Origin of the sequence: Actinoplanes regularis, assembly GCF_900188005.1 — a bacterium.
GTDB lineage: Bacteria > Actinomycetota > Actinomycetes > Mycobacteriales > Micromonosporaceae > Actinoplanes > Actinoplanes regularis.
In genome coordinates, this window is record NZ_FZNR01000008.1 from 221,087 (window position 1) to 241,678 (window position 20,592).

Genomic DNA, 20,592 nt, shown 5'->3' on the forward strand with positions numbered 1-20,592 from the left:
ACCAAGTTAGAAGAGAACGTCACCTCGGAACGCGGCCGTCCGCGCGCCTACGACCGCGCCGGCAACATCCGATACACCAGCCAGCGCACCTACCACCGCTGACCACAAGCGTGAAACGGATCGGCCCTGTGCAGGGTCGATCCGTTTCACGCTTGCATCAAAACAAGGCCCCCATGATCAAAGTCGGCTGAGGATAGTGACTCCCGCCGGACCTGATCAAGGTCTCGGGGAACACTGCACGCAGCATCTGGCGCCGGCGGTCGCCGTGAGAGCCGTTGAACCGAATGAGGCCGCGCTCCCGGCGCGGCCTCATTCGTCAAAATCATCGACGGTACGTGAGCTTCGTCGTGTACCTGGCGTTACCCGCCCTGTCGTAGGCACGCACCTGCACGGTGAAGGTCTTACCGTATTTCTTCGGGTTCAGGCTGAAGGTGTAGGCGGCCTTTGTGTCGGCCGCTACCACCTTGCCGTTGACCAGCAGTTGCACCCGGGCGATCCCGTACCGGTCACTCGCCGACGCGGTGAACGTCGTCGTCTTGGTCAGCTTCGCCTTGTTCTTCGGCGCCTTCGTGAGCTTGACCGACGGCGCGGTGTTGTCGATGTACACGACCCGACGGACGGTGGTCATGTTGCCGGCCTTGTCCATCGCGTCCCAGGCCAACGTGTGCCTTCCGTCGGCAACCGCCCGGCTGTTCACCTGAACGGTCCACGGCTGCTTGCGGGTGTGCGCGCCCACCTGCCAGTTATCGAGGTGGCTGGCCAGGTAGGTCAGGCCGGTGGTGTCCTGAACGTTTGTCACACCGGCCGTAAAGGTGCCCCGCAGGTAAGTGCCGGCCGGGGTGACCGTGACGACGGGGCGGTCGTTGTCGACGGTGACCGCACGGGTGTACTCGGCGATGTTGCCGAGGGTGTCGTAGGCGCGGACCGTCATTGTCGCCGGACCGTTGCCCGCAGCGGGATCCCAGGCGAGGTCGACGACTCCGAGGCCGTTGCAGCAGATCGTCCGGTCGGTGCGAACCAGTTCGCCGTTGACGAGCAGTTCCACCTTCTCCACGCTTGCCGGGTCGTACGCCTCGACGGCGATCGGCTCGTGAACGCTGACAAAGCCGGCGACTTCGGGGAACCGGACGGCAAGCGTTGGTGGCGTGCGGTCGACGAAGGCGTACTGGGCCACCGTCGTGACGTTGCCGAGATCGTCATAGGTGCGGGAGTGGAGGGTCACCTGGCCGCTATAGGCGCTGGTGTCCCACCTGACCGTCCATGGCGCGGCCGTCGCGGTGTCGATGACCTGATCACCGACGAGGAGTTCGATCTTGGCGACGGTGGCAGCGTCCTGTCGGGGGGTCAGGTTGAACTCCTGGATCCCGGTGAAGCTGTTCTGTTTGTTCTGGGGAAGGCCGCTGCTCCACGGGAAGTCGGAGATCGGTGCGTAGTTGTCGACCCGGACCGTGACCGGATCGGTCTTTGTCACGTTGCCCGCCGCGTCGCGGACCGCGAGGTAGACCAGTACGTCCTGATCCACGATGTAATGCGTGACGTCGAGGGTGTTCCACCGCAACGCCCACGGCGCCGCGCGATCGAACGCTACGGGCGCATTGTTGGCGTAGAGCACCAACTCGGCTGGGGCGGTGCCGTCCGCGAGTGTCGGCTCGACGGTGACCGTCTTGCTGATCCGGGCGCCGGCGGCGATCCCGAGGTCCAGCACCGGGGCATCCGCGGCATGGGCCGGCGAGGTCAGCGCGACGCCGGTCGCGAGCGTCGCAACGACGGTCGCGGCGGTCAGCGATGCCAGCCGTGGAACCCGGACGCGTCGAGAAGTATGTGGCACCCGATTCCTCCGAAGATCGATAAGGCGCGCAGCCTACCTCGGCCGCTACCGGCTCTGCGACCTCAACGGGCCCCTGCTGCGCGCGGTTTTCGCCGAGATCGCCCAGACCGCCAACAGCAAGGGCCAGCCGCAGTCAGCGCTCAACCATCTGCGCACCACCCTGCGCGCCGCGCTCAACCTGGCAGCCCGCGAAGAATTGATCGACAGCACCCCGGCGAGACACTCATGTGGGACCCACATGACACCCATCGTCCACACAGGCCGGACAACGAGAAGGGCCTGACCCGCGTTTCCGCAGTTCAGACCCATCTCAATCTTGTGCGCCCGAAGGGACTCGAACCCCTAACCTTCTGATCCGTAGCCCGCCCGGAAGAACCGGGCGGGCTACGTGGTGACTTCGCCGGTCAGTTCGTGACGGCGGTGATCGCGACCGAGCCGCGGCCGACGACCGCGCCTTCGTCCGTTAGCACGGTGACCTCACCGAACAGGCTGCGACCGGCCGGCGGCACGGAGGCAGCGGTGACCGATCCGGTGATCGTCGTCTGCGCGCCGCCGGCCAGCGGCACCGCCGTAGCCGGAATGGTGACGGCGCCCAGGGCGGGGCTGTAGTAGACGTCCAGGTAGTCGTAGGCGGTGGAGCCGCTGGGTACGGCGTAGCCGTCGATCACGACGGTGTACGTGCCGGCCGCCGGGTTGGCGATCGACACCGCTTCCTCGGCGTCACCGTCGGCCTGCTGCGCGACCTGCACCCCGTCCTTGAGCACGCTGAGATCCAGGTCGGCGCCGATGTCGCCGGGGTTGCCGATCGACACGTCGAGTCGCTGGGCGCCCTCGGGCACCTCGACCGTGTACTGCTGCTTCGCCCCTTCGGCGATCGTCGGACGCTGCCGGCTCGCGCTGCCGAGCGGGCCGCCCTGGGCGGTGACCGTCAGCGGCCCGAAGTTGTTGCGCACGGTCCAGGCGGCCGGGGTGGCCTGCCCGATAGTGACGCTGGGCAGCGTGACCGTCTCCGGCGACACCGTGACGCCCTGGATCTTCGCGGTGAGTTTGAACGGGTTGTTCAACGCCGGCGAGGTACGCCGCGACTCGACCTCGAGTTCCCAGACGCCCGGCAGCGGGTTCTCGTACGCCCGCTCCTGGGGCTTGCAGACCGAGGCGTCGGAGTAGTTGGTGTAGCAGTTCGCCGACGCGGTGCTGTCCACCGGGACGCCCCACGGGTTGATCGCGGTCCAGCGGGTCTGCGAGCCGGTCGCGATGCCGGACAGGTCCACCTGCAGCGCGGTCGTGCCCTGCGGCACGGTGACGAAGAACGAGGTCGTCGAGTTGCGGTCGACCGACCCGGCGAACGTCTGGGCGTACGACGGCTTCGTGGTGTCCACTCCGGCGATGACCGTGTTGAGCACCTCGAAGTCGACCACCGGGGTCGACGGGTCGTCGACCTTCAGGATCGCGCTGGCGTCACCCTCCTGAGCCCGGACGGTGACCGGCACGGAGACCGTCTTGTTCAGCGGCAGCACCACCGAGCCGGCCGAGGAGAACGCCTTACGGTCGCCCAGCCAGGTCAGCGTGTGCCGGATCGCCTTGGCCGGACCGCTCGTACGGGTCAGTTTGATGGTGTAGGTCTTGCGCTGACCGGCCTTCAGGCCACCCTGACCGGCCGCGCACCGGTTGTAGATGCCCTGCCCCTGGCCAGGGGTGGCCAGGAAGTCGCCGAGCGGGCTGCAGACCGGCGCCGATGAGGTGTAGTCGCGTACCGGCGAGTTCTTCGTCAGCAGCTTCCACGCGGCGGGCACGTTCATCTGGCCGTAGCCCTGAGCGTTGACCGACTCGCCGGGGATCAGGCCGGCGGTCGAGTAGATCGCCCGGCGCAGCTGGGCCGGGGTCACACCGAGGTCCTTCGCCTTGGCCGCGGACAGCAGCAGCGCCGCTGCGCCGGCGGCCTGCGGGGACGCCATCGACGTGCCGTTCTCCATCGCGTAGCCGACCGGCAGTGTGTAGCCGACGGTGGTCAGGCCGTCGACGACTTCCCAGGTCGGGGCGGCCGAGATGGCCGAGCCTGGGGCGGCGATGTTCGGCTTGAAGCCGCCGTCTTCACGCGGGCCGCGCGAGGAGAACGGGAACAGCTGCAGCTTGCGGCGGGTCACCGAGCCGTAGTTCGCCAGCCAGGTGTCCTTGCTGACGCTGGCCGCGACACTGACCACGTCGTTCGCGACCGACGGGTCGCCGATCGTGTTCACGCCCGGGCCGCTGTTGCCGGCCGAGATGAACATCTGCACGCCGTAATCGTTGATCAGCTTGTCGTAGAGCACGGCGCGCGCGTTGTTCGCGTCGTTGAGGGCAGGCAGACCGCCGATCGACATGTTGATCACGTCGACGTGCCGGTTGACGACCAGGTCGACCATGCCGGTGGTCAGTGCGGCCGCGGTGCAGCCGCCGCCCCACGAGCAGGCCCGCGCGGAGACGATCTTCGCGCCGGGCGCCTGCCCGTCCAGGTTCACGTTGCCCAGCAGGTCGTTGCCGGCCGCGATCCCCGCCACGTGGGTGGCGTGCAGGCCCTCGGTGATGCCGATGCTGACGAAGTCGGCGGTCTGCCCGGGCAGTCCGGCCGGGGTGAGGTCGACATCCTCGCGGTACTCGACGACGAACGGCATCCGCTCGGCGATGGCCGTGGCCGGGTTGTCCGTGCCGAAGTGACCGACGTCGAGCTTCTCGTTGTACGGCCGCATCACGGCGTCGTCGGTGAAGTCGAAGTTCTGGTTGGTGTCGACCCGGATGTCGTGGCTGACCGGGTCGTAGAGGATGCCCCACCAGTCGGTGGTGTCACCGTCGCGGTTCACGTCGCCTTCCGGCTCGCTGGCCGCGGTGATGTTCTCCGAGAACCGGTTGATCAGCCAGTTTCCGGCCGGGGCCGTCCACTGCACGCCCTGGTAGCCGAAGGCCGGGCCGGCCACCGGGGTGCGCATGGCCCGCCACGAGCCGTCGCTCTCCAGCAGCGGGTCGGTGGCGGTGACCCAGTCGACGATCTTCCGTTCACCGGTGGTGGTCTTCTGCAGCGCCGGGTGGTCGATGTCGACGCCGGAGTCCATGATGCCGATGGTCACGCCGCGACCGTCGTACCTGGGGTTCTTCTTCTTGAACGCCACCGAGCCGATCTCGTCGGTCGGCATGTACGGGTTCACCGCGGGCGTCGTCGCACCGGGGCCGGCCGGCGGCGCCGCCTGCCGGGTGGCCCGCTCGCCGGCCACGCCGAGGTCGGGATCGGGCAGCTTGATGGTCTCGTCCAGGTCGACGGCGGAGATGCCCGGCAGCTTCGCGGCGCTGAGGACCTTGCCGGTCGGTACCGAGGCGAGCACGTAGCCGACCTGGTCGACGCGGCGGGTCACCGTGCCGCCCAGGCTCTTGACCTTGGCCGCCACGTCGGACGCCTTGCCCTTGTCGGTAGCGATGATGACCGTGACGCTGGGCTTCTTCGCGGCTTCGGCCTCGGCCAGCAGGTCGGCGTCGTGTGAGCCGAGGGAGTCGGCGGGCGACTCCTTGGGGGCGGACGGGTCCTCGGGCGTCTTCTGCAGGGCCGCGGGCGCCGATTCCGCGCCGGGCTGCGCCGCGGCCGGGATCGACCCGCTCAGCGTGGCCACGCCGGCGATCATGCCGACCGCCAGCACCGAGGTGAACGTCCGCCGGCCCCAAGTGGATGTCTGTCTCACGTACGGGTCCTCCGGAAGGAAGGCGCCCAGCGGGGTTCACCGGGCGCAATCCTGGGATCTTCACCATCGAGGATCGTAAAAGTCACTACCGTCGATCAGGTCGTGACGGGGACGTGACATTCGGTTATAGGCATATATCGACGTGCAGCTCAGCCCGGATAACGCTCCCACGGCCCGGCGATGGCGAGAGTGACGCCGGGAACCTGGATGTTGCCGAACAGGACGCGACCGTCGGGCGAGAACGTCGGGCCGGTGAACTCGGAGTACGTCGGCGCGGGTTTGAGCCGGATGCCAGCACCTCACCGGCCGCACCATCCAGCCCGAACAGCAACAGGCAGGATCGGCCGCCCCGGTCAGAGCGGCCACCGAGCACTCCGGCGGAAGCAACCAGCCGACTGCCGCTGGCTGGATCGGGCCCGGCATCTGCCGTGGCCGCCGCAACCGAGCTGCCCTGGTCGCACCGGCGCCACCGTTGCACCCGCCACCGAGCCTGCGCTGTGCGGCTAGGAGTTCATCCGGACGATGACGCCGATGACCATGCCGAAGCCGATGGCTGCGACGGCCACACGCAGCGCGACGGCGGCCCATTGCTCACCGCGTTTCGTCACCACCGTCGCGAAGACGGCGGCAACGGCGCCGAACAGGATCGGCACGGCAGCCTGGCCCATCATCCCAGCGGGTAGTTGCCGTCTCTTCGGCCGCAGACTCACCGTAAAGCAAAGCCGGCTGGCCAGCGAGGCCCGCTCTGGACTGAGGCCCCATACGAAAGGCGCCGGGTCCGCTGTGGACCCGGCGCCGATTTCCGCAGTACGGCGTCAGCGGCGCCAGGAACGTGTCGACGTCGCGATCGAATTGCCGGCTCGGTCGTACGCGCGCAGCTGGATCTTGAGGTTCTTCCCGTACTTCGCGCTGTTGATCGAGAACGCGTAACCCGACCGGTAGTCAGTGGCGACGCGCTTGCCGTTGACCCAGAGCTCGACCCGGGCAACGCCGTTCTTGTCGCTGGCCTTGGCGCCGATCTTCACGGTTCCCTTGACCTTGGCGCCGTTCTTCGGGGCGGAGGTGATCGCCAGCGCCGGCCGCGTGTTGTCGACGACGACCGTCTGGTAGACGTAGCCACCCTGGTTGTAGTTGTCCGCGACCCACCACTTCAGGGTCAGCTTGCCGTCCCGGCCGAGCTTGAACTTGCCGACATAGGGCGAGGTGTAGTCGGTGACGCTGTAGCCGCTGACCGGCGTCGCGTACTGCACTCCGGACACGTCACCGAACCGCATCGTCGAGGTGACGCTGGTGCCGCGGACGAGCGTGCCGTTGGCCGGGCTCGCCGAGGTGACCACGGGCGCGTCGGCGTCCACGACCACCGGGAACGAGGTGGTCGAGCCGTGCCCGTTGACGTCCCAGGCCTTGACCGTCGCGTCGACGGTGCGGCTCTTGGTGCCCCAGTCGTATTCGGTGTTGAGATCGCCGACCAGGACCCCGTCGGCCCACCACTCGGAGCGCTGCACGCCGGACCGGTCGCTGAGGTACACGCCGAGCCGACCGCGCCTGGCCGGATAGATCTCCGGCTGGTCCTCGACGGTCGGGCCCTGGTTGTCGACCGTGTAGTAGTGGGTCTCCGGGGTGTCGTTGCCAGCCTTGTCGATCACGTGGAGCGTGACCGAGCTGTTGATCGGGAACCCGGAGGTATCCCAGGTCAGCTGCCATGGCGCCGTCGTCGCCCGGGCGATCTCGGTGCCGAACCGGGTGAGGGTCACGGCCGCGACGTCGTCGGGCAGATCGGTGGCGGTGATCGTGGTGGTGTCGTGCACCAGCCCGCCGATCGGCGAGAACTTCCCGGTCGGTGCGACGAAATCGGTGTGCACCCGGGTGGTCAGGTCGGTGTGCACACCTGGCGCGGTGTAGAACTCGACCGTGACGTCGGCGTCGGTGTTGTCGGCCACGTCATTGAGATGGGCCTGGACGCCGGGCTGTCGCGCCTTGGCGGCGTCGACGAAGTAGGGATTCTTGCCGTTGACCAGCGTTCGGATGGCGAGGACGTCGTCACCGAAAACGGGCTTGAAGTAGGTGGCACGGCCCAAGGGCTGCCCGTCGGTGAGACCGGTCGTCCTCGTGACCGGGTTGGTGTCGTCGGCCAGGGCCGGAGCGCCACCCATGAGAATCAAGGAACTGGACAGCGCCGCGACCGCGGCTGCGCGAAGCGTCTTCAACGCCGCATCCCCCATATTGTATTCAACCGCGGTCACTATATTCCTCATGATCAAGTGAGTCGATCAGCCTTTTATGTGGACAGCCCCCGGGATTCCCCTGCGTGGCGGCTGCCGAGGGCTGGATTGTCGGTAACGGAAGGGAACGATTTGCTCGCACCTAGCTATCCAGCAGTTTGATCAGCAGCCGCCGTTCGAACGTGCTTGAGCGGTCGGGGCGGTGACGGTCGTAATCTCGCCTACCGGGCTTGACCACGAGATTTGTCCCCCGCCGGTCGGTTCGTCGGCAAAGTCGACCCCGGATCGTTGCAACGATCCCGTACCGACCTCTCACGGCACGCAGGAACTGTCATACGTCTATGACATGCTTCCGCCATTCGGGCCTGAACGGGGCCCATCGATCTGCACGGGGGAAACGCATGCACAGGCGTGTGTATTCACTCATAGTCGCGTCAACACTCGGATGCGGAGCGGCAGGACTCGGCACTGCGCCGGTCTTCGCCGCCGACGGCGGCCCGACCGGGCTCACCACCGCCAACCAGGCCTGCGCCACCTCGTCGCCGGGGCCCTACCTGAGCCCTGATCGTCTCAACGACGCCCGGGCGGTCCTCCTGCGCGGCACCTACGACACGTCGGTCTGGGGCGCGAACCCGACCGCCGACTTCCAGGTCTGGGACACCGCCCACCCCGATCAGCCACAGGACTGGAGCGACCGGGCCGGGGCATCGGACGGCAAGGTCCTCGTCCAGCTCGAGGACCCGGCACGGCAGCTGGACGGAGTCACGTACGCCTGGAAGGTCCGGGTGGCCAACGCTTCTGGCACCTCGCCGTGGAGCGACACCTGCTATTACACGATCGACCGCAGCGGCGGCACGGAACCGGCCGTCTCCTCCGACGACTACCCGTCCGGCGACAAGCCCAACGGGGAGATCGGTGTCGCCGGCTCGTTCACCTTCATCTCGGCCTCCGACGACACGGTCAGCTACCAATACTCGTTCTGGGACAACGCCGGCTCGGGCTCCAGCACCGGCAACCAGACCGTTCCGGCCTCCCGGCTCGGTGGCCCGGCCACGATCACCTGGAAACCGCGGACTGCGGGCGACACATCATTGACGGTGTACGCGATCGACCGCGCCGGAAACTATTCGGAGCGGCAGTACTACACGTTCTCCGTACGTGAGACTCGGCCCAGCGTATTCTCGGCGGCCTACCAGAACTCCGCGGGCTTCGGCGATCTGAAGTACAACGTCGGCGTTCCGGGCCAGTTCGACTTCTCGTCGACCGTCGCGGACACGTCGTCGTTCGCCTGGCACATCGACCAGGACGGCCCCTCCGGCAGCGCCGACGCCGACGCCGACGGCAAAGCCAGCGTGATGATCGCGCCGACCAAAGCCGGGCACCAGACCCTTTACGTACGCGCCATCACCCGCGACGGGGCGCAACACCCGGAGCAGGACTACCCCTTCTACGTCGACAATGGGCCTCTCGTCACCGGCGACGTGTACCAGAGTGTGGTCAGGGGATCGTCGCTCCGCTTCCACCTCGCACCGCGGACCAGCGACGTGACGTCGTACATCTATTGGAATGTCGCCGGCGACTCGTCCGAGTCCGCCAAGACCACCATCCCGGCCGGCGCCGACGGGACAGCCGACCTGACCTGGACGGCGGACAACACCAACGAGCGCACGATCGGCGTCCAGGTCCAGGCTCGCAGCGCTGAGGGCACGCTGTCCGAGCCGCGCTGGCTGACGATGAATCTCTCGGGCGCCTCCCCTCTGGTCACCCGGACCGGTGGTGACGTGGCCGGCACGACCGCCACGATCAAGGCGCGCACCCTGTTGGTGAACCCCACGGAGTACGAAGCGGTCCTGAACAACGACGCCACGACCAAGCAGGTCGTCCCCGCGGCCGCGGACGGCACCGCGACATTCCAGTTCACCATGACCAAGGCGCAATACACATCAGTCACCGTGATCGCGCGCAACGCCGCCGGCGTGCACACCGACCAGGGCAGCACCTCCTGGTCGGTCACCGACGGGCCGGCGATCACGTCGACCGACTTCCCGACGCGCGGCTCCGGCCACATCAAACCCGGCACGTTCACGCTGAAGTCCCAGCAGACCGGGGCGACCAAGTTCATCTACTCGATCGACGGCACCGATCGCTACAACGTCGAGGCTCCGATCGCTTCCGACGGCACGGCCACCGTGACGTGGACACCGACGACCTCGGGATACTTCAACCTGCACGCGACGAGCAAGACCGCGAGCGGCGTTCGCTCGTCCGAGACGTACTACAGCTTCTACATCGAAGCCGACCCCGTGACCGTCACCTCGGTGTCGCCCAGCACGGTGCAGACCGGCGGCGTCCGCACGATCACCATCACCGGGTCGGGCTTCAACACGGGCAACTATGTCTACGTCTACCCGTCCGACGGCAGCTACGCGAACGGCACGATCACCGGCGTGTCCGCCGACCGCCTGACCCTCACAGCCACGGTCGACCTGACCGGGGCTGCGGCCGGCCCAGCTTCGGTGGCCGTCCAGCCTGACGGCTACCACTCCGCGGTCCGGCTCGACAACGCCTTCACGATCGTCACCCAGCCGACGCTCAACGTGGTCACCAAGCCTGCCATCACCGGCGTGGCGGCGGTCGGCTCCCAACTCAAGGCATCGACCGGCACGTGGAACCCGACGGGGACGACCTTCACGTACCAGTGGGCGGCGGGCAGCACCCCGATCCGCGGTGCGACCGGAGCGACTTATCGGGTCCAGGCCGCCGATCTCGGCAAGAAGCTGTCCGTCTCGGTGACGGCGACCGAGCCCGGCTACCCGGCGGCTACCGCCAAGTCGACCGCGACGTCACCCGTCGCCAAGGGCGCCGCCCCGAAGGCCACCGTGCTACCGAAGATCACCGGCAAGGCCAAGGCAGGCAAAACAGTCAAAGCCACCACGGGTACGTGGAATCCGAGCGCCAGCTCGTACCGCTACGAGTGGCGGGCGAACGGCAAGCTCCTGAGCACCACGTCGGCGTCGCTCAAGCTGACCACCGCGATGGCCGGGAAGAAGATCACCGTCACGGTGACCTCGGCGAAGCCGGGATACAACAGCGGTCGCGCAACGAGCAAACCGGTCACCGTCCAGAAGTAGGCACGCATGCGGCCGCCTCGGCTTCCCGAGGCGGCCGCGATACGCAATCCTTCGTCACTGTCGCCCTCGATCACTTGGCTCGACTGCGCCGTCGAGGCTGATCATGCTCGTGGCACCACTGCCGATATAAACAGCAGTTGATCAACTCGTAAATCGTGCTAGCGCATCCATCGACAAAGACCTCACACCATGGCAAGACTGCGTCGCGATAACCGCCGGCAACGTGACCACCACGTCGACGCGTACCTGGTACCGCCGCTGAGCTAAAACGCCAGCGGCATGGTTCTCGCCCTCGGCGGGACCAGGCCGCTCGCCGCGCTACGCAGGCTTCTCTGCGGCCTGCGGTGGGCGGCCGTCGACCTCGACCGCGAGCTGTTGTTCGTCGAACGCCAACCCACCACCGCCGGCTACACCGTCGTCAAAGGCGAACCCAAAACCGCCGCCGGCCGCCGGGCCGTCGCCCTCGACAAGCACACCGTCCAGGTCCTGCGGGCACACCGCAGCCGCCAGCTCGCCCATCGCGACAAACGGCACGGCAACGGCCAGGTGTGGATCGACTCCGGCTACGTCTTCACTCGCAAGGACGGCGAACCGATCAACCCGAGCTACGCCACCACCCGATTCCGGATCCTCACCAACCGCTGGCCTCCCCCGCGGCAGAGCCAACCTGCTCAACGCCATCCGCAACCGGGCGACCTCGACCTGGCCACACGCCAGCGCATCGCAAAGCGCGCCGTGTCCGCGCCGGTGCACGTCGGACAGTGACAGCTCGGGCAGCGAGATCACCGGCCCGTCCGCGTACAACATCGCTTCGGTCAACTCGAACAAGCTGTCCGCGTCCGGCGCACTGATCATTACGGCCCTTGAGTGGTTGCCATGTTGGCTTTGGTCGAGAACTTGATCACTCAAGGGCCACCTTCATGATCGACTAGGGTCGATATCAGCCGACGACAGGTTAGAGATCAAGCTAAGAGCGATCGACAATAGGTTCAAGATCTAATCAGGCAGGCACTCGAAGACAGCAAACAGGCACGGGTCCATCAATTGCCGGGATTCTCTACGCTTCAAAACCGATGGCGCCCCTGCCTGCGCTGCCACCATCGTTGCTCGAACCCATCTGGGACCAGTTCGCCTCGCTGCGGTCTGAGCAACCCGAGTTCGACCCGACCGATCCGTTGGCTGCCACCGGTGCAGAATCCCGGACCGGGCGGTGTTCGAGCACTTCATCGCCGCTTGATGCACGGTTCCAGCCATGAACACGACGCGTCGGATGCCGGTTCGGACCGGACGATCCGCCGCCGGTTGCGGGGCTGGGCCGAAGCTGGTCTCGGCGAACAGGTCCACGAACCGACCCTTGATGCCTACGGGGCGTACCCGCCCCAGTCCAAATCGGTAAGCACTGGGCGTTCGAACGCTCGAACAGTGCGGTGACCGAAACCCGACCTATGTCATACCCCACTATTTAGATCTTGCTCAATGGACGTAGATAGATGATCTTTAAGCTTCAAGGCAATCGAGAGATCTGACTCCGAACCTGCCGAAGCATCGCTCTTGTCCATCGAGCAAGGAGCCCCGTTATGAGCCCGCGTAAGCGTACCCAATTACTTGCAGCAGCCTCGGCCGCTGCAGCGGCAAGCGCGCTCGCCTTCGCTGCTCCCGCCCAGGCCGACACCGCTTCCACCGAGGCCGTCATCGTCTGCGACGCCAACGAAACCGCAATGGTGTTCTCCGGAAGATCCACCACGCCGACCATCACTCACGTTCTGGCCGTTACCGTCCCGGCCGGCGGCAGCGCTTCCCGAACCTATTCGACCAGGAAGGTCACCACGATCACGGCGAGCATCACCGTCACCGCAACGACGACGGCGACCGTGAAGGCTGCCGTCATGGGAGAGATGAGCGAGGAATTCGGCGTCACCCTCGCGGCGGCCGGAGAACGCACCAAAGAGACCAGCGAATCGGTCACGGTTACCGTTCCCGGAGGTGATTACGCCTTCTACCACGGCGAGAAGAAGTACAACGCCAGCTGGGCCGCCCACAAGTGCAACAGCAACGGCACCGCGACCTCTAATGCAGGCAAGGGAACGGCCGTGTCCTGGGCTGTCCCGGGCGAGGGTGCGGCAAGTTGCAGTGCGTCGTACAGCACCAATAGCTTCGCATACTATGCAAAGAGGATCGGCTGCTAGATGGCGCTAAGCAGAGCTGCAGGACTCGCGCTGGCCAGCACCCTCGGACTTGCCGCCACTCTCGGGATCGCCGGATGCACCAACACCCCGGGACCGCAGCCATCACCGTCACTGTCACAGGCGACAGCCCTCTGCGCTCAAACCAAGGACACAACCAGCGACGGCATGCTGGAAATGGCAAAGGTGTGGCCGAAGAGCACCAGCGACATGCACGGGTATCAGCTGACAACGTTCGATCAGGCGGCCTGTTCAGCCGACGCCAATCTGACCCGTCCTGCTCCCGCTGACTGCGACGGTTACTTCCCCTGGATCGCCAGCACCCCCCAACAGGTTCAGGCAATCCTTGGTAGCAACGGCGTATCCGCCATGTACCAGGCGGTCGTCAGCGGGGACGACCCGGTCCCTACGGGGCAGACCATCAATCCACAGGAGATCCGCGAGGTGGTTCTGACGATGCGTGGCTCCCACGCCATCGCCGGCCATCCAGTGGCGAAAGCGGGCCAGTTCTGCGGAACGTCGGTAGACGGGCTCGCCTACCCTGCCTATCGATTGACGGTCCATAGCGCCGATACCGGCTCGGACATCACCGGCCTCATGATCATAGCGAAGAGCACTCTCATCTGGCTGGAGTTCGACCAGCCGGGCTGGACGGATCAAGCCCGACTAAGGGCAGCAAAACTCGCCATCGCCGCTCGGCCATTTCTGTAGAACCAGTAACGCCCGGCTCGGCGGGAGCCACAAGGGAGATCCCCGCAGAGCCGGGCGGTTCACGGAGCCTAAAGATAGTCCGGTTCGAGCTCGCTCGTGGCGATGCTGAGTAGTTCCGTAGCCATCGTGCTCCCGTCCACCTTTTCGAGCCAGGCGACGAGTTGGTCACGTGCCTGTGTCACCGTGGCGGCGAGCGCTTTCTCGTTAGTCACGTCGGCGGGCGCGATGACTCGCCGCAGTTCCTCAGATTCGATGGCGGCACCGGTGAGTTTCTGGCCGATCCAGAATCCGGAACGTTCCCGCACGACGAAAGTCAGGTGCACGCTCTCTTCGGTCTGGTTCAACGCGTGGGGATTGTCTCGCCCCGGGTTTGATGGAGACACGCCAACAGCCGCGGCGGACCCGGACGACCCGCGGATTGGTACGGTTCCTGGAACGTAGACCATCCGAGCCAAAGGTCTGCCGCAGTCGCCACTTGCGACGCGGCGCCCTGTTCAATCGGCCCCGAACAGGTCTTCCAGCATCGCCTGTGATCGCGGCGGCAGCGACTCAGTGGGAAAGAACCGATCGCACAGCTTTCGGGCTTCGTCGATCTTTGTGATGCCGATGATCCGCGCAAGGGTACGGAGGTCTTCCTCGTCGCGGGTGCGGGCTGCGAAGGCTTTCATCGCGAACACGTGCTCGGGGGAGGCTGCCAGCACCCGGATGCCGGGATGGTCGAAGACCTCCCGTTTCCCGGTGTCTTGCTGGGTGGAGACATAAGTGCTGGCCTGCTCGTTGAGCCACCACGGCGGCAATCCCAGCGCGGCGGCGACGTTGCGCGCCTCTTCAAGAACCACGCCGTGCGGCACGAAAACAGCGTCGACATCGCGGGTCACCCGCTGCGCGTCGTAGGCCAACGCCATCGCGGCACCACCAACGATGAACAGGTCAGCCGTCACCCGCCGACGGACCAGCCGGTCACCGAGCGCAGTGAAGGCACGCTCCAACTCGGCCCGGCCGAGCAGGCCGTCGTCGCTCACGCCGCCTCGAGATCTCGCGCGGACAGATAAATCCCGTGTTTACGGAACGCGGCCGGCGCAGACACCAGAGCTTCCATCCGCTTGGACGGTAGCGACGACGGGAACCAAGGGGTCGCCAGTACCCGATCTCGCGACCACGACGGCGGAGCAAGATCAAGTCTGGCGGTCAAGTGTTCGGCCATGGCGGCCAGAAGAACGTCCCACTGCCGGTCACCGGTCAACGACGGCTCATCCGCGAGCAACGACGGCTGTTCCTCGACCGGAGCCCACCGGAATTCCTCGAAGAACTCCCACACGTGCTTCCAGCGGACCTTCACGTCGGCCTCACGTGCCAGACGGTCGGCCAGAACTGCCATGGTCATCGGCTGGTAGGTCATGCCCGAGAGCGCATTTCCACTATGGATCGACATCCGAATGGCACGCGATCACCCACCGATCACCCAGCTCCCACAGAGTGGGATTTCATGAGCCGAAAACGGGAAACGAAAAGGCCGTGACCGCTATTTTAGCTGGTCACGGCCTTGATCGTTCTGTGCGCCCGAAGGGACTCGAACCCCTAACCTTCTGATCCGTAGTCAGATGCTCTATCCATTGAGCTACGGGCGCTCTCTCAGTGCTCAGCCAGCATACACACCCGGCTTTCGCGCGGAGACTCCGGGATTCGAACCCGGGAGGGGCTATAAAACCCCAACCGCATTAGCAGTGCGGCGCCATAGACCAGACTAGGCGAAGTCTCCCCGGTGACCTGTGTAAGTCACCGAGGATTGAGGATACCGGACCGCCTCGGCGCTGCACAAAGAGGTCGGCCCGAAACCTTACGAAGATCTGCCACGAACGCTACGAACAGGCGAAACGTTGCGCTTACGACTACGCTGCGCAGGATGGAGGAGAAGCAGACGCCTCGTGCCCGGGATCCCCGTGCGGCCTTCAGCGTGCCGGAGTCAAAGCAGCCGTCCGCGCGGCCATCACGCCGCGGAGCGCCACCCGCGGTGACTTTTCAGCCGCCGCGCCCGGGGGTGAGTGCCGAAGGTCACCCTTCGAAACCTCCTTCGGGTACGACGGATGAGCCCGCCCCCGCGCCGACTCCGCCCACCGACACCCCCGAAAGTGTGGCCGGCACGACAGTGAAGGCCAAGAAGGCCCCGGCGAGGAAGGTCGCCCCGCGCGCCCGTGCAGCCGAGAAGAGCGCTCCCGCGAAGGCAGTGATCTCTCCGACCGACGACGAGCCGGCGAACCCAACCGACGACAAGCCCGCGAACCCACCTGGCGACAAGCCGGCGAAGGCCACCCCTGCCAAACGTGCCCGCAAGGCCGCACCGCTCAAAGCTGTCCCGAAACCCGCCGAACCGGAAACCCGCGCGGCCGAGACAGCACCGGGGAAGGCGGCCGGGACAGCACCGGTGACGGCGGCCGGGACAGCACCGGTGAAAACGGAAGCGGCAAAGGCCGAAGCGGTGGAGACAGCCGCAGTGAAAACCGAAGCAGTAAAGACAGCCGCGGTGAAGACCGACGCGGTCGAGGCAGCCGCAGTGAAGACCGAAGCGGTAGAGACCGAAGCAGTAGAGGTAGAAGCAGTAGAGGTAAAGGTAGGCAGTACAGCGGCGGGCAGGACCACCCCAGCCCTGGACCAGCTGACCTTGGACCTCCTACCCCACCTACTCTCCAACCCCCGCAACGCCCCGAAACTCCTCGCCCGGACCGCTGTCGAGACCCTCGGCCCCCGAGCCGCCGCCTGGGCCGCCCATACCCGGGCCACCTACCCCTCGGCCACCCCGAAGGCCCTGGCCCGGCTGGCCACCGCCCACTTCACCCGCGTCGCAGAACAACGTGGCCTGCTCAGCGCGCTCTCCGGCCCGTACGCCCCGATCGCTCTTGTCGCAACCGCGGCGCTCACGCACGCGGAGCTGGTGTTGCACCTCGCCGCGGCCTACGGTCTCGATCCCAGCGACCCGGAGCGGGCCGCGGAGATCCTGGTCCTGCTGCCGGGCTATCGCGGTGGCGCGGCCTGGGCCGCGCTGCGGCTGGCCGATCGCGTTCTGCCGGGCGCCAGCCTGCTCGGCGCGGTCCTCGGCGGTCGTAACGCGGCCGAGTCGGTGGCCGTGCGGGCGGAGCGGCGTTACGGCTGGTATTTCAGCCAGTCCAGCCAGGAGTCGGGCAGCAGCTCGTAACCGACGAACGCGGTGATGTCGAGCAGGCTGTGCGCGACGATCAGCGGCATCACCCGCTTCGTCTTCAGGTAGAACAGCGCGAAGACGACGCCCATCACGAAGTTCCCGACGAAGCCGCCGAAGCCCTGGTAGAGGTGGTAGGACCCGCGCAGCACGGCGGAGCAGACGATGATCCACGGCATGGAGAGCCGCCCGATCTGCTGGAGCCGGGTGATCAGGTAGCCGACCACCAGCACTTCTTCCAGGATCGCGTTCTGGATCGCGGACATGATCAGCACCGGTACGGTCCACCAGTACGCGTTCAGCCCGGAGGGCACGATCTGGGCGCTCAGTCCGAGCTGAAGCGCGGCGTACACCAGGAGCAGGCCGGGCAGGCCGATGGCGGCCGCCAGACCGGCGCCCCAGCCCAGGTCGAAGCCGGGGCGGCGGTGGTCGATGCCGAGTTCGCGGCCGGGCTGGAGGCCGTCGCGGCGCAGCAGGTACCACGCGAGCAGCACCGGCATCAGGTCGAAGAGGATGCTCAGCACCTGGTTGGTCAGGTCCAGGTACGGCCGGGCGGAGGTGGTGGGGTTCAGTGTGGCGGTCTGGCTGGCCAGTGGCTTCTCGGCGGTGAGTTTGGCGGTCAGCGACACCATCGACCAGATCGCGGACTGCCCGAGGGAGAGCAGCAGAACGATGGCTATCTCGGCCGGGTACGCCGATCGGGTGGACGACTGCTGTCTCTCGAGGGTCACGGGCACAACTTTACGAGGGCACAAAGTCGGTCATTTTGCCTAGCGACACGCGGTAGACCGTGACGGGTCGCACTTTTGGTGCGTCGTGTTCCTGACTGTGCTGACCACCCTGAATGCATGGGAGACCTCGCACGCTTGCTCAAGGAGAGCTGGAGCCTCGTCGAGGAGCATCAGGACAAGGTGGCCGGATACTTCTACGCCCGCATCTTCCTGTCGCACCCGGAAGTGCGTGACCTGTTCCCGGTGCAGATGGACGTGCAGCGTGCCCGGCTGCTGAACGCGGTGGTGACCGCGGTACAGACCCTGGAGGACCCCGAGCGGTTCGACGAATATCTGCGCGCACTCGGCCGGGACCACCGGAAGTTCCACGTGGTGCCGGAACACTACGAGGTGGTGGGCGGGGCTTTGATCGCGTCGATGCGGGCGTTCGCGGGCGAGCAGTGGGGCATCGAGTACGACCAGGCGTGGGCCGACGCGTACGCAGTGATCGCCGCCAAGATGCTGGCCGGCGCGGACGCCGATCAGAACCCGCCGTACTGGTACGGCGAGGTCGTCGCGCACGAGCGCCGGTCCCGGGACATCGCGGTCTTCACCGTGCGGCCGCTGCAGCCTCTGGATTACCGCGCCGGGCAGTACCTGAGCCTGGAGGCCACCGGGTACCAGCCGCGGCTGTGGCGCACCTATTCACCGGCGAACGCTCCGCGCCGGGACAACACGCTGGATTTCCACGTCCGGGCGCTCGGGGCCGGCTGGGTGTCCAGTGCCCTGGTCCGCAGGCTGCAGGTGGGCGACATGATCAAACTGGCCGCTCCGATGGGCTCGATGACGCTGGATCGAAGATCGACCCGGGACGCCGTGTTCGTGGCCGGCGGCACCGGTCTGGCTCCGATCAAGTCTCTGCTGGAGGAGCTGACCCGGTACAACCGGACCCGCTGGGTGCACGTCTTCTTCGGCGCGCGGACCCGCGAGGATCTGTACGACCTGGCCGACCTGAACCGCCTGGCCGCCCGTTACCCGTGGTTGTCGGTGGTGACCGCGTGCAGCGCCGACCCCACGTTCCCCGGCGAGCAGGGGCACATCTCCGATGTCGTCGCCCGTTACGGCCCGTGGAACGAGCACGACTTCTTCGTCTCCGGCTCGGGCGCCATGGTGAAGAGCACCCTGCGGACCCTCGCTGAGCTGCAGGTTCCGTCGGTCCGGATCAAGTACGACGCGTTCAACGAGTGATTCTCAGTAGTCCCAGGGCCGGCCGGCCTGCTGGTACTGCGTGACCGGGACCAGCTTGGCGTCCGGCTCCATCCGATCCACGTACAACCGGCCCTCGAGGTGGTCTATCTCGTGACTGATCAGCCGGGCCAGGGCCCGCTCGAAGACGGTGACCACCCGGGCGCCGTCGAATCGGGCGTGCTCCACCTCGATCCGCAGTGGCCGGGCGACCAGGCCGCGGTAGTCGAAGAAGGAGAGGCACCCCTCGTACTGCTCGTCGCACTCCGGCGATTCGCCGACGACCCGTGGGTTGAGCAGGACCACCGGATCTGTCTGCCGTTCCGGCGGGCGGACCACGGCGGCCGCCACCGGCAGCCCGACCTGTGGCGCGGCCAGGCCCAGCCCTTTGCTGAACTCGTGCAGGTCCTCGAGCTGGGCGAGCGAGGTGAGCAGGCGGGTGACCGTGTCCTGGGCGGCCGGCGACTCGCGGGGCAGCTGGAAGTGCCGGGACCGCTGGCGGAGCAGGTCGGAGCCGCGCTGGACGATGCCGATGCCGCGCATCCGGTGCGAGGCGCGCGGCAGGGTCGGCTCGGACGGCGCGAGTTCGTCGTAGGTCGGCGCGTCAGCGCCCCGGAACCGCCATTCCAGGCGGTACCGCGCGTTCAACAGTGGCTGGTCAGTGGACCATTCAAAAATGGCGCGACCTCCCTCGTGCCGGCGTTCCAGCGGCGTGCGCACCGGGACCTCCGCGTTCAGGGAGACCTCGACGCCCCAGACCTGGGGCTCGAAGCGCTCCGGGAAGTCCAGGCGCACGGTGAGCGAACGTGTGGGCAGCCGGACGGCACGCTGGAACCACTGGCCCCATTTCTCCTCGCCGACCGTGTAGGCGTACTCGATCGTGGTTCGCTCGCCGGGGTAGAGCGGGAACTGGCCACGCTCGTTGGCGAAGAGCAGCCAGAGCTCCTTCGCGGCGTCCCGGTCCAGCTTGATCCGCCACTGCATGGGCTCGGCGGCGTCGCTCTCGCCGGCCATCGCGTGGACTTCCATCTCCTCGAACGTCAGCGGGTTCTCCCGGTGGTGCCGGTTGGAGCCGGTCGGGTCGTTCGGGTACCGGTCGACGGCGATCTTCACGAGGTAGCGGGTGACCGCTTCGACTCCGGCGTTGTAGAGCGATCGGACCACCCGGCAGCGGTAGGTCCCGCCGACGTACGCCAGCTCGGCGATCTCCCGCTCGACCACCAGGCCGGTGCCCGGCGGCAGCCACTGGGCCGGCACCGGCGGGTCCCGGTGCGGCGCCGAGCCGCGGGCGTGCCGGAGCTCGTCGTACTCCCGGAAGCGCTGCCAGATGACGCCTCCGGCGCCGAGCACCGCCTCGGCCCGGCGGGCGAAGTCCTCGGTCGGCTTGTGACGGCGTCCTTCGACGTGGCTGACGTAGGACGGATCGAAGCCCATGCGCGCGGCGAGCTGCTTCTTCGTCATGCCGCGCTCGACCCGCCATTGCGCAAGCGCCGTAACGAACTGATCTGCGGCCCGTTCAATGGGCGAGGTGGTCATCACGGATGTCCCCTTCGCGACGGCAACCTCAGTGTCACCGGCGTCGGGTGTTCGGACGGGGCTAGTAGCGCCTTGCCGACAGGTACCTTGACAAAACCGGCAGCTTCGCCACGCTACGTTAGGTAATCA

General features: G+C 66.8%; 16 protein-coding genes and 2 tRNA genes. 6 read left to right on the top strand and 12 right to left on the bottom strand.

Going from position 1 to position 20,592, the window contains the following annotated elements; genetic code table 11:
* Window positions 1-322: 322 nt before the first annotated feature.
* The 5 genes from CHC09_RS22415 to CHC09_RS22430 form a co-directional block, all read right to left on the bottom strand.
* A complete protein-coding gene (locus CHC09_RS22415) occupies window positions 323-1,828 on the bottom strand; it encodes an Ig-like domain-containing protein (RefSeq protein WP_179277227.1) in 1,506 nt (501 codons plus the stop codon).
* A 404-nt stretch (window positions 1,829-2,232) separates the two neighbouring features.
* The gene (locus CHC09_RS22425; RefSeq protein WP_373871925.1) at window positions 2,233-5,532 is read right to left on the bottom strand and encodes a S8 family serine peptidase; all 3,300 of its coding nucleotides are present in this window, start codon (window positions 5,530-5,532) and stop codon (window positions 2,233-2,235) included.
* 149 nt (window positions 5,533-5,681) lie between these two features.
* Window positions 5,682-5,822, bottom strand: a complete 141-nt coding sequence (locus tag CHC09_RS45330) for an alkaline phosphatase PhoX (RefSeq protein ID WP_239138426.1) — start codon at window positions 5,820-5,822, stop codon at window positions 5,682-5,684.
* A 213-nt stretch (window positions 5,823-6,035) separates the two neighbouring features.
* A complete protein-coding gene (locus CHC09_RS46455) occupies window positions 6,036-6,200 on the bottom strand; it encodes a hypothetical protein (protein WP_203833161.1) in 165 nt (54 codons plus the stop codon).
* A gap of 147 nt (window positions 6,201-6,347) precedes the next feature.
* Window positions 6,348-7,739, bottom strand: coding sequence for an Ig-like domain-containing protein (locus CHC09_RS22430; protein WP_143232467.1), 1,392 nt, complete (start codon window positions 7,737-7,739; stop codon window positions 6,348-6,350).
* A gap of 416 nt (window positions 7,740-8,155) precedes the next feature.
* Here CHC09_RS22430 and CHC09_RS22435 point away from each other — a divergent pair, with 416 nt between their 5' ends.
* The 4 genes from CHC09_RS22435 to CHC09_RS22445 all read left to right on the top strand — a co-directional run bounded on the left by CHC09_RS22435 (window position 8,156) and on the right by CHC09_RS22445 (window position 13,779).
* Window positions 8,156-10,885, top strand: coding sequence for a hypothetical protein (locus CHC09_RS22435; RefSeq protein WP_143232468.1), 2,730 nt, complete (start codon window positions 8,156-8,158; stop codon window positions 10,883-10,885).
* Between the two features lie 279 nt (window positions 10,886-11,164).
* Window positions 11,165-11,650, top strand: a complete 486-nt coding sequence (locus CHC09_RS46460; RefSeq protein WP_179277229.1) for a hypothetical protein — start codon at window positions 11,165-11,167, stop codon at window positions 11,648-11,650.
* 812 nt (window positions 11,651-12,462) lie between these two features.
* On the top strand, window positions 12,463-13,071 hold the full coding sequence (locus tag CHC09_RS45340; RefSeq protein WP_143232470.1) for a hypothetical protein: 609 nt from the start codon (window positions 12,463-12,465) through the stop codon (window positions 13,069-13,071).
* Window positions 13,072-13,779: a hypothetical protein gene (locus CHC09_RS22445; RefSeq protein WP_203833160.1), complete on the top strand. Its 708-nt coding sequence runs from the start codon at window positions 13,072-13,074 to the stop codon at window positions 13,777-13,779.
* A 68-nt stretch (window positions 13,780-13,847) separates the two neighbouring features.
* Here the strand turns inward: CHC09_RS22445 and CHC09_RS22450 are convergent, their stop codons facing one another.
* The 5 genes from CHC09_RS22450 to CHC09_RS22470 form a co-directional block, all read right to left on the bottom strand.
* Window positions 13,848-14,123 carry a hypothetical protein gene (locus CHC09_RS22450; protein ID WP_143232471.1) on the bottom strand — a complete coding sequence of 92 codons (276 nt, stop codon included), beginning with the start codon at window positions 14,121-14,123 and terminating at the stop codon, window positions 13,848-13,850.
* A 150-nt stretch (window positions 14,124-14,273) separates the two neighbouring features.
* Window positions 14,274-14,801: a DUF6036 family nucleotidyltransferase gene (locus CHC09_RS22455; protein ID WP_089295141.1), complete on the bottom strand. Its 528-nt coding sequence runs from the start codon at window positions 14,799-14,801 to the stop codon at window positions 14,274-14,276.
* Window positions 14,798-15,178, bottom strand: coding sequence for a hypothetical protein (locus CHC09_RS22460; protein ID WP_089295142.1), 381 nt, complete (start codon window positions 15,176-15,178; stop codon window positions 14,798-14,800). Before CHC09_RS22460 ends, CHC09_RS22455 begins: the two co-directional genes overlap by 4 nt.
* 156 nt (window positions 15,179-15,334) lie before the next feature.
* Window positions 15,335-15,407: transfer RNA gene (locus CHC09_RS22465), tRNA-Arg, on the bottom strand.
* A 40-nt stretch (window positions 15,408-15,447) separates the two neighbouring features.
* Window positions 15,448-15,538, bottom strand: a tRNA-Ser gene (locus CHC09_RS22470).
* A gap of 900 nt (window positions 15,539-16,438) precedes the next feature.
* Between CHC09_RS22470 and CHC09_RS22475 the strand changes: the two genes are divergently transcribed.
* Window positions 16,439-16,969, top strand: a complete 531-nt coding sequence (locus CHC09_RS22475) for a hypothetical protein (protein ID WP_089295143.1) — start codon at window positions 16,439-16,441, stop codon at window positions 16,967-16,969.
* Here the strand turns inward: CHC09_RS22475 and CHC09_RS22480 are convergent.
* On the bottom strand, window positions 16,918-17,703 hold the full coding sequence (locus CHC09_RS22480; protein ID WP_239138407.1) for a CPBP family intramembrane glutamic endopeptidase: 786 nt from the start codon (window positions 17,701-17,703) through the stop codon (window positions 16,918-16,920). The two genes, CHC09_RS22475 and CHC09_RS22480, sit on opposite strands and share 52 nt — an antisense overlap.
* 117 nt (window positions 17,704-17,820) lie before the next feature.
* Here CHC09_RS22480 and CHC09_RS22485 point away from each other — a divergent pair, with 117 nt between their 5' ends.
* Window positions 17,821-18,930 carry a globin domain-containing protein gene (locus CHC09_RS22485; RefSeq protein WP_089295144.1) on the top strand — a complete coding sequence of 370 codons (1,110 nt, stop codon included), beginning with the start codon at window positions 17,821-17,823 and terminating at the stop codon, window positions 18,928-18,930.
* A 3-nt stretch (window positions 18,931-18,933) separates the two neighbouring features.
* Here CHC09_RS22485 and CHC09_RS22490 read toward each other — a convergent pair whose 3' ends face one another.
* Entirely contained in the window at window positions 18,934-20,463 is a 1,530-nt protein-coding gene (locus CHC09_RS22490) for a peptide deformylase (RefSeq protein WP_089295145.1), read from the bottom strand.
* Window positions 20,464-20,592 lie beyond the last annotated feature (129 nt).

Coding starts and splice junctions, on each gene's coding strand:
- CHC09_RS46455 (WP_203833161.1), bottom strand. CDS start 6,200: ATGGGCCAGGCTGCCGTGCCGATCCTGTTCGGCGCCGTTGCCGCCGTC.
- CHC09_RS46460 (WP_179277229.1), top strand. CDS start 11,165: ATGGTTCTCGCCCTCGGCGGGACCAGGCCGCTCGCCGCGCTACGCAGG.
- CHC09_RS22490 (WP_089295145.1), bottom strand. CDS start 20,463: ATGACCACCTCGCCCATTGAACGGGCCGCAGATCAGTTCGTTACGGCG.
- CHC09_RS22460 (WP_089295142.1), bottom strand. CDS start 15,178: ATGACCTACCAGCCGATGACCATGGCAGTTCTGGCCGACCGTCTGGCA.
- CHC09_RS22435 (WP_143232468.1), top strand. CDS start 8,156: ATGCACAGGCGTGTGTATTCACTCATAGTCGCGTCAACACTCGGATGC.
- CHC09_RS22485 (WP_089295144.1), top strand. CDS start 17,821: ATGGGAGACCTCGCACGCTTGCTCAAGGAGAGCTGGAGCCTCGTCGAG.
- CHC09_RS22445 (WP_203833160.1), top strand. CDS start 13,072: ATGGCGCTAAGCAGAGCTGCAGGACTCGCGCTGGCCAGCACCCTCGGA.
- CHC09_RS45340 (WP_143232470.1), top strand. CDS start 12,463: ATGAGCCCGCGTAAGCGTACCCAATTACTTGCAGCAGCCTCGGCCGCT.